Below are 7,649 nucleotides of genomic sequence, written 5' to 3'. Positions count from 1 at the left end.
AGCACGCTCCTCCACCCGCCGCGTCAGCCGCACCGTCCAAGCCATCCACGTGCTACTGACCTGCGACTCTTCAGGATGAAAGAGGTTCACTGAGCACCACCGCGCACGAAGGAACGCGCACCACCAACGAGCACCGCCTACAGCAGCCCCCGGCAACCACCGGGGGCTGGCTCGTGCTGCCCGGAGGAGATCACCGTGCCCACCTTCGAGACCCTCCCCCGCTTCACCGCCGACCTCCAGCCCCTCACCCCCGCCCAGCGCCGGCGCTTCCGCCATGTCGTCCTGGACGCGTTCGTTCCCGACCTGCGCACCCGGCTGTTCCGCCCCGGCCTGCGCGAAGCGCGTGTGTTCGCGAGATCCTGCGCGTGCTCGGCGGTCAACTCGCACTCCGAGCTGCGCTCGTGAAGCTGGTGCGTACGAGTTCCACACTTCGACCGGGTAATCTCGATCTTCGACGTCTGGGTCGGCAGCCTGATCCTCGGCACCACCGGCCTTGCGCGCACCGGCCCTGGCACGTCGTCGATCAGCTCCACGATGACACGGTAGACCGGCGGGAGAACCGTACTGGTCCTCCCCTCCCGCCACACATGCTCGGTCTGCACCCCCACCACCTGGCGCCGCCTACCGGCTCCACCACCGCGGCCGATACGCCGCCTCCGGCGACTCCCTCTCTCCTGCGAGTTCCTATGGATCGAGCGGCCGCTGCGCTACGTCTTGAGCAAGCGGTGCTGCTGAGGTCGCCTGAGCAGCACCGCTTGCTGCCACCGGTCGATGACGCCAGTGAGCTGGGTCAGGTCCTCAGAAGGGGAATCACGGTCAGGACGCGCTCCTGGATGGCTGTCGGCAGGTGGTCGAACGCTTGGGTGTCGTCCGGGTAGCGTAGAGGGCGTGCAGTAGCACCTCGAGGTCATCGTGCCGTTCGGGTTTGCTCCATCCCGAGCGGTTGGCGATGTGACGGCCCACTTCGTGCCAGATCACGGAGTCCTGTGGTGCCTCTCGGCCTGTGAGGCCGGCCAGGTGCTCTTGGTAACACCGACGGTAGAGCAGTTCGTCGTCAACAAGGTCTCCCTCGCCCTGCTCGGCCTACTCACCCCTGTCGCCCTCGTGATGAGCTGGACACTGATGGGCCTGTCCGTGCCGCTGCTCATCCCCACCGGCCTCGGCGTCGTCTTCGCCGCCGTCCTGTGGTTCGTACCCGACTGGTGGGCCGTCAGCGAAGCGGCCAAGGCCCGCACCGAGTTCGCCTACGCAGCAGCCGCCTGGATGGACCTGGTCGCCACCCGCATGGCCTCCAACGTCGCAGCCGACCAAGCCCTGGAAGACGCCGCCCGCATCGGCCGCGGGTCGGCATTTGCCCGCAGTCGCCTTCGATGGCCGTCTCACAATCGGATCTGACCTCTGAAACCAAACCAGTCACACCGTTTACTGGACAGACCCACCGTCGAGGTGCAGCTGGCGTGGGCGTCCCCGATCATCACCTGCTTCGACAGCGTGAGGTGTCGGTGATCTTGTACGACCTGTCGCGCCCTTCATACCTGGCGCAGGGTGCCACCGTCGACGGTCCATTCAGCACCGGTGACCTGCCGTGCTAGGGGGGAACACAGGTACGCGATCACGCGGGCGACGTCTTGGGGGGTGCCAGCTCTGCCTGTGGCGACGTGGCGCACGTGCCGAACGTAGTGCTCGATGGCGTCACCGAGTGTCCGGCCATGTCGGGCGGGCAGTTGCTCGCCCAGCCCTCCGGGGCCTTCCCACAGGCGGGTCCTCGTCAACCCGGGGGTGACGACGTTGGACCGGATGCTGCGCGGGCCCAACTCGGCAGCCAAGTCTTTCGACAATGCCAGGAGAGCGAGCTTGGCACACGCATAGTGGACTGCTCCAGGCTCCGGCAATCGGCTTGCTGAACTGCCGAGGTGGACGAGGCAGCCGCCCTGGCGCTCCAGCAGGGGGATGGCTGCGCGGCTCATCCGGACCACGGAATGGAAGTTCAGCTCGAAAGCATCATGCCATTGCTCATCGGTGACGTACTGGAATCCCTGGACGAGCTCGAGTCCTCCCGCATTGTTGACCAGGCCGTCCAAACGTCCGTGGCGCTTCAGCACCGCATCGATCACCTTTTGCGCGGTACCGGGATGGGTAACATCGGCGGACACCGCAGTGACCGTCGGGCCCAGGGCCTCGATATTGCCAGTGTGCCGGGACACTCCCACGACGCTGGCTCCGCTGATGGCAAGCAGCCTGGCGGTGGCCGCGCCGATGCCGGCGGACGCCCCGGTCACCACGAAAACAAGCCCGTCTAGACCAAGATCCATAGCTTCTCCGCGTAGACTATTCACCGGCGATGCGGCGGACCGATCCTGCGGTTCCGGCGACCACAACAGCTCCCAGGCGACGCGTCCGGGGCGCTTGCCTGGTGATCGGGTGGCGTGCCGGACCGGCCGCGAGAGCTGTGCAGACCAGAGGTGCCTCGCTCCGACGCGGATACCGCAAGTAGGCAGAACAACCGCAGCGGCTCGTGGGTAGCGCCACTGCGGGCGTGGGGGCATCCTGGCCTAAACGGCCCGGCTTAAAGGGCACTACGAGCAGGCCGAAGCATGGCTTAGCGGCGGTCGGCTGGGCGGCCGGCGCCGCACCGTACTGCGCTATCACGGGCGCCACGCTGCCCGTCGCCGCGATGGGGCCGAGGACGTTATTCATAGGTAGCTCAGACGACGGACGCGGGGGTTGATTCCAAGTTCCTGAGTGGGATCGACGGGCACGTCGATTAGGAGAGAACGCGAGTCCGGCTGGTAGCAGGCGTCCATGACGGAATCAAAGTTCGACATGTCCGGCGCCAAGCGGACAGCGGCCCATCCGTGAGCCCGGGCGGCCGTCACGTAGTCGGCCGGGGCGAGTTTGCCGTGGAAGCGATCGGGCGGAGTACCGGGGATGATCTTCGCCAAGCCCTGATTCACAATGGCGTAGGCGCCGTTGTTCAGCAGAAAAAGGCGGATGCCCAGGGCAGCGCACTCCGGCATAGACCCCCCATAAAGCCGGTAGCAGCCGTCCCCTGAAAAGCAGAACACCGTCCGGTCCGGTGATGCAATCTTTGCGCCTACCGCCATGCCGAAGGCACCGCCCATTGCGGAACCCTGATACGCCGCATAGGAACGCATGAGGGGATGCGGGCGCTGGGCTATGTACTGACGGTCCTTATAGGCCATGCACACATCATCAAAGCCAAGTGAAGGCGCACGCCAGGCACGATGGAGACGGTCGAAGAAGACCGCAAGATCAACATATCCGGCACCTTCCGGGGGAGCCAACGTCCGGGTGTTCAATGAGCCGGTGACCACCGGCTGCCGGGCGGTGGACACACTGCCGTTCCAGCGATCCAACAACGCGGCAACAGTGCCGGGCAGGTCACCCTGCAACATTCGGTAAGCATGGGCGCAGCGGTGAGCGAACCCGCCGTTGTGGTGGCCGAACGGCTGCTGCCAGCCAGTGAGGTGGTAAACGGTACCTGCGGGAATCACATCCAGATCCAAAATGTACTCACCCGGCTCGAACCCCAGGGTCAGAAGAGCATCATCGGCGCCCAGGCCGGACCACAGGTCATTGGCCACATCATTCCCGCCAAATCCCAAGTGCCCGGCAGCGTAAGGATTGTCGTGCTCGACGCCAGCTGAGCCGTTGACAGTCCAAATGACCGGAGAACCAAGCTGCCGGGCCAGCTTCGTGGTCAGGACTGGCATCTCCGGATAGCGTGCGGCTTCGTCGGTGACCAGTACCACCACACGCCGGCCCCAGGTCTCCCTGCGAAATGCATCGGCGTACTCGTTGAGCACCCGAGCGGAAGGAACCGTCACCGACCGTGGTTCCGGTACGGCGGGCGGCCCGGTACAGGCCGACAGCAGGTCAGGGTGGACAGCAAAAACCACTGGGCGGGATTGACGCAGCAGCCTCCCGGCCAGCTGCACCTGCTCATCAAGCCGACCCGGGTCGGTGACATGCAGGCACCCCTCATCCAGCTCCGCCGCCAACTGCGCCACAAGGTTCGCGCCTTCGTGCGACACGTCCTGCAAAGGCGCCGCCCCAACCGCTGCCGTGGAGTTCAGAGCCACGACATACACCGCGGGAATATTATGTGCCTTCGCATCACTAATCCCACTGGAAGCGAGCTTAGTCGCAGCTCCCGTCGTGGTCAGACACGCCGCTATCCGCCCCGTGGCCAGGTGATAACCCAACGGCACGAAGCCGCCCACATACTCACCCACGGTGAAAAGAAGCGACCCGCCCTCACCCGGTCGACCTCGGAGTGGTCCCAGGTGCTTAGCTATATGCAGAACACCCCCGCCATTTACTCCCGCAAATAATCGCACGCCTAGTGATGCCAGCATCTCCACGAAGACAGCATTCCCGTCAACCCTGGCCTCAGACATCGCCCAAACTCCCTTTCTCGGGTGCAGTACTGGCCCTTCAGTTGGTGGCGACTCACACTGCTGCAGATCGCACGAAGGCAGAAAGGCCGAACGGTCTCCGAGGCAGATGACAGATTGTCGCATTCCCATGGAAGCCCCTCTGCAGTAGTATCCGGAGCTACCGACTGAAGGGACTAGCGCGCAGTAGTTCTTGATCGACAAATATCGTTGCTGGACTGACTATGGTGGCGTTACGCCGTTCCAGCGGCGCTGAGCTGGGCTGCCCGGTGCTGGTGGTGGCTGACAGGCGGACCGGTGCAGGACCTGGTTAAGGGGGCGTCGGGAGTGGGGTGATGATCTCCATGCGCTGCAGCTGCGGCGCGGCTTCCCGCTGCACCACCTGAGCCTGTGAGGGAACGGTCGAACTGAGCTTCGTTCATGGTTGTCGGGTCGTGCCGTCCGCCGTCGCCTTCGAGGCAAGAGATGGACGGCGCACGAAGTCTATGGTCACCACCGCTGCGACCGCCTCTTCGCTGGCCAGGTCATGGATCGCCTTCACACCTCTGAGGGGACTCGACCTTCAAGCCCGCCAGGCCGCTTGCGCTGCCATATGGCCACCGCGCAGGGCCTCCGTGCAGGCTGGCTAGAAATTGTCGACCGCCTCGAACCGCCCCCACTCATCCGGGATGCTGGCCAGGAACCTGTGGATGGTGCGCGAGACGTCCGCCCCTCGGCGCTCCTACGGCCAGCGCGAGAACCACCGGTTGCCGCGGACCGTCGTTAGTCCAACCCCACGTCCTCCGCGAACAACCAGATAGCCCTCGCTGAGGGCAAAGAAATCGCCCTTCTGGAAGGATTCCCGCCTCCGCGAGCGCATCGGCTCGATCTCCACAGCCACATCCCCGACCCACCGCTGTGTCCCGCTCACCGTGACCGCTCCCGTCCAGCTCCTCGTAACGGTCACGGGTCACACTGCCGACGTTTCCTGACATCTCACTCCCCTCCCACGGACCGGACGCGACACCACGTCAGCCAGAACTGGCCTCGAACCCGGCTCCCTGACATCACATCGAGGTGCCCTCGCTCGCCCAGTCCCGCGTCGTAAGCAGGAGCCGTCGATCAGGACGAGCCGGCCGGCCGACGCCTCCGTGGGATCGGGGACATGCCGGGGAAAGACCTTTTCCACCACCGACAGCAGCGCCGTCCACCGTCTGGAGACGGTCGCCTGACTGAGGCCGGACAGCTCCGCCGCCACCGCCTGGACCGGGTTCTGCCGCAACAGGAATAGCACCAGGACCACCGACTTGCACAGGCCCAGCGACCACATCCGCGCCGGATCCACCACAGGATCCGGATCCCCCACGAGCATCCGATGGACCCGTGCCCACCAGCCCGTCAAGTTGATCGTTGTCTAGCCCTGTCGTACGTTCCAGCTCAACGGCCCTGCACGATTCACTTCTGACGTTATCGCAGACGTCAGACTACGAGCAGCGCCGTCCTCGTTGGTCAAGGACCCGAGCCGCACCACCCGTGAATAGCCATCCCGCGCCCTGTCGGGCCCGCCCCGTGGCCGGGAAAAATTCGAGGCGGGTGCCTGTCCGGATGACGTCGATGGTCCTTGGTGCTTGAGCCCGTTGAATAGAGGCCTCCCAGGGCCCTGTCCTGATCCGGGACCAGCTAACGTCGCCGCTGAATACCCGAGGCCAAAGCGTCAGGCAACAGCCTCGACCTCGCCGAGGAGCCGGGGTCAGGGCAACGTCAGGATAACGACGTCTGAACCTGCGGCATCGGAGATTCCGCCGCCGGTTACGCATGCCGTAACGTCTCCCGCCAGCCGAAGAATCAGCTTATGGATAGCGGCGCCTCGGTAGTGCCCACTGGTGATGCTACCCGAGGCGCGTCCGGCAACGTGCCCTTCCACCCGTTCAGCAGTCACCGTAGTGAGGGTGAATTCGCTAGTGGTTCCATCCGACCAACGGAGGGTGCCGCTCAGGTTGGGATTGCTGACGCCACCGGTGCATTCGGTCACGACGGTGCCATCAATTCGATCAGACACCAGGAGGCGAAGCGGGACGTCAGCGGAGGGCAGGGGAGGCGCATACGCCGTTTCTGCGTGTACGGAGACCGTGGAGGCGCTACCCGTAATGGGCGGACTGAAGCTGGATGTGCCTGCCCCCAGCCCAGTGAGGATGTGTGTCGGCATGAGCATACCCTTTCTCGTCACGAGAAGTCAACGGAACGGCAGAAACGTTGGGAGATCCACTCAGAGTTCCTCAGACTAACCCGCGGTTCATTGCCTCTGTTGCCTATTCATTCCCTGGCAATATGTGCGGCACCCGGGTGCGCGGGGGCACTCAGAGGCGTGAATAATTGAGAGGGGCGTATATCACCCGGGGCGCGCTGCAGTGATACCGCGCGCGTTTCGGTGGTTTGTCAGACCGGGCAGTAGGGATCAAGAGGCTGCCGTTGCCGACGGTGTTGATCAGTCGCCGCCGGTTTGTCGGAGGGGCTGTTCGTGGACGCGCCGTCACGACGCGGTCGGTGTCGGTGAACAGGGGGCTTGACGCCGGCCCCGGAGGCTCTGCGGCGGGGGCCGCCGCGCTGCTGCCAGTAGCGTTGCGCGGTTTGGGCGGCCTGGGCGGGAGCGAGGTCTTCGACCAGCTGGGCCAGTGCCTGGCAGGTCATGCCTGTCAGCGCCGGGTCGGCGAGGAGTGCGAGGTTGCGTGAGCGCTGGACGTCCCCGATCGGCGGTGTCACCGGGTCGGCGAGGGGGCCGGAGGTGGCGTGGATCGTGTAGTTCCAGTTTCCCCGGTCGGGGCAGGCCGTGATCGGCAGGGAGTTCATGCGGGTGTCGCTGACCGATATGCCGGTCGGGTAGGCGCTGGTGCCGAGCTCGGCTTCGACCCGCAGTCCGGTCCGGGTCCGGGTCGCCGCGATGGTGTTGACTACCACTTCGTGACTGGTCAAGGGCCTGCCTCGCCAGTTCATGGTGATGTGGGAGAACAACCGGTGCTCGATCTTGTTCCAGCGGCTTGTTCCCGGGGGAAAGTGGCAGACAGTGATTGCCAGGCCCGTCTCGGCGGTCAGAGTCGCCAGTTCGGACTTCCACAGACCGGAACCGGTAGCCGTTGGAGCCGCCCGCGTCCGCTGCGATTAGCAGTCGGCTCGCCTCCGGGTAGTCGCCGCAGCCTCGGGCCTGCCACCAGCGGCGGATCGAGGCCACCGCAAAGGCGGAGGTGTCGTGGTCCA

The 7,649-nt window shown here is 65.1% G+C and carries 5 protein-coding genes and 1 pseudogene; 2 read left to right on the top strand and 4 right to left on the bottom strand.

Annotated elements, in window-relative coordinates; genetic code table 11:
• Nucleotides 1–195: 195 nt before the first annotated feature.
• Both ACZ7GZ_RS41450 and ACZ7GZ_RS41445 read left to right on the top strand, forming a co-directional pair.
• The gene (locus tag ACZ7GZ_RS41450) at nt 196–405 is read left to right on the top strand and encodes a hypothetical protein (protein WP_471032813.1); all 210 of its coding nucleotides are present in this window, start codon (nt 196–198) and stop codon (nt 403–405) included.
• Nucleotides 406–1,017: 612 nt separating this feature from the next.
• Complete coding sequence (locus tag ACZ7GZ_RS41445) at nt 1,018–1,395, top strand: hypothetical protein (RefSeq protein ID WP_471032811.1); 378 nt, start codon at nt 1,018–1,020, stop codon at nt 1,393–1,395.
• A gap of 134 nt (nt 1,396–1,529) precedes the next feature.
• Here the strand turns inward: ACZ7GZ_RS41445 and ACZ7GZ_RS41440 are convergent, their stop codons facing one another.
• The 4 genes and pseudogenes from ACZ7GZ_RS41440 to ACZ7GZ_RS41425 all read right to left on the bottom strand — a co-directional run.
• A complete protein-coding gene (locus ACZ7GZ_RS41440; RefSeq protein WP_471032808.1) occupies nt 1,530–2,312 on the bottom strand; it encodes an SDR family NAD(P)-dependent oxidoreductase in 783 nt (260 codons plus the stop codon).
• 381 nt (nt 2,313–2,693) lie between these two features.
• The gene (locus ACZ7GZ_RS41435) at nt 2,694–4,421 is read right to left on the bottom strand and encodes a thiamine pyrophosphate-dependent enzyme (RefSeq protein WP_471032806.1); all 1,728 of its coding nucleotides are present in this window, start codon (nt 4,419–4,421) and stop codon (nt 2,694–2,696) included.
• A 415-nt stretch (nt 4,422–4,836) separates the two neighbouring features.
• Nucleotides 4,837–4,911, bottom strand: coding sequence for a hypothetical protein (locus tag ACZ7GZ_RS41430; protein WP_471032814.1), 75 nt, complete (start codon nt 4,909–4,911; stop codon nt 4,837–4,839).
• 1,922 nt (nt 4,912–6,833) lie between these two features.
• Nucleotides 6,834–7,649 (bottom strand): annotated as a pseudogene (locus ACZ7GZ_RS41425) (ISAzo13 family transposase); the annotation flags it as partial.

Source organism: Streptomyces sp. NPDC037288 (genome assembly GCF_055603265.1).
Note: the sequence above shows the minus strand (reverse complement) of the source record. Positions and strands in the feature narration are given on the sequence as shown.

Coding starts and splice junctions, on each gene's coding strand:
- ACZ7GZ_RS41440 (WP_471032808.1), bottom strand. CDS start 2,312: ATGGATCTTGGTCTAGACGGGCTTGTTTTCGTGGTGACCGGGGCGTCC.
- ACZ7GZ_RS41435 (WP_471032806.1), bottom strand. CDS start 4,421: ATGTCTGAGGCCAGGGTTGACGGGAATGCTGTCTTCGTGGAGATGCTG.